The sequence below is a fragment of the Ramlibacter aquaticus genome (assembly GCF_015159745.1).
GTDB lineage: Bacteria > Pseudomonadota > Gammaproteobacteria > Burkholderiales > Burkholderiaceae_C > Ramlibacter > Ramlibacter aquaticus.
This window is the reverse complement of the sequence record NZ_JADDOJ010000163.1, coordinates 1-1,319: the sequence shown is the minus strand read 5'-3', so window position 1 is coordinate 1,319 and position 1,319 is coordinate 1. Positions and strand designations below refer to the sequence as shown.

Sequence of the window (1,319 nt, the reverse complement as noted above, 5' to 3'; positions counted from 1 at the left end):
TGGAGTTGACCCGGTTCGGTGGACACATCATTCTTTGTGTTCAAGGAGCCGTAAATGTCCAAGGTCAGACCGCCGTACCCGGCGGAATTCAGGCAGCAGATGGTGGAGTTGGTGCGTGCCGGTCGCACACCGGCCGAGCTCTCTCGGGAGTTCAACGTCACCGCGCAGTCCATCACCAACTGGGTTGGCCAAGCTGCCATCGACAGCGGCAAGCCGTTGCCCGGCAAGGAAGGATTGACCACTGCCGAGCGCGAGGAATTGGTGCGCCTGCGTCGTCAACTGCGCCAGGTTCAGCAGGAGCGTGACATCTTGGCAAAGGCTACGGCCTGGTTTGCCGGTCGCAGCGATGCGACTTCGACGAAGTCTTCGGACTCGTGATGGCGAACCAGGCCGACTTCCCTGTGCGCACCATGTGCCGTGTCCTGGGCGTCTCCGCCAGCGGCTTTTATGTTTGGCGAGAACGTGCCCCCTCCCAGCGAAGCATCACCGATGCGGTGATGACCGAGCGAATCCGCCAGATTCACCGCGACTCCTACGAGTCCTACGGAATGCCTCGCGTGAGGGCTGAACTCATGGAGCAAGGGGTGTGCATCAGCCGCCAGCGTGTCGCACGCCTGATGCGTGCCGCCGCTATCCGCGGCATCAGCCGCCGCCGAGGCTTTACCGTGACCACACGGCGGGACAAACGCAATACGCCTGCCGCCGACTTGGTCAAACGCCAGTTCAGGGCCAGTGGACCCAATCAGCTGTGGGTGGCCGACATGACCTACGTGCCCACCTGGACGGGGTTCCTGTACCTGGCAGTGGTCATCGACGTGTGGAGCCGACGTGTGGTGGGTTGGTCGATGGGCGAGCGCATGACGGCCGACCTGGTTCTCTCGGCACTGAACATGGCGCTGACCCAGAGAAAGCCGAAAGACGTCATCCACCACAGCGACCAAGGCAGCCAGTACACGAGCCTGGCCTTCGGTGAGCGCTGCAGGCAGATGGGCGTTCGCCCGTCGATGGGAACGGTGGGTGATGCCTACGACAACGCGATGGCCGAGAGTTTCTTTGCCAGCCTGGAGGCCGAGCTCATCGAGCGCCACAGCTTCGAGTCGAAGGCCCAGGCCCGCATGGCAGTGTTCACCTGGATTGAAGGTTGGTACAACCCCAGGCGCCGCCACAGCGGCCTGGGCTACCTCTCACCCCTGAACTTTGAAAGGAGCCAGCAGATGCAATTCGATGCCCGTAAGCATGAGGCAGACCATGCCGACGGAGCACCCCAGACGGTTTGAGAATCAAACCAGAAACCGTCCACGGAACTGGGTCAACTCCAG

Annotated in this window: 1 protein-coding gene; it reads left to right on the top strand. The window is 62.2% G+C overall.

Translation table 11 applies throughout. The features are described 5' to 3' along the window. The first annotated feature begins 54 nt into the window (after positions 1–54). Positions 55–1,277, top strand: a protein-coding gene (locus IM725_RS19925) for an IS3 family transposase (RefSeq protein ID WP_407692544.1) whose coding sequence is annotated in 2 segments (ribosomal slippage) — positions 55–322 and positions 322–1,277 — 1,224 coding nt in all. Because the reading frame shifts where the segments join, the coding sequence is not laid out codon by codon here. Positions 1,278–1,319: the final 42 nt, after the last annotated feature.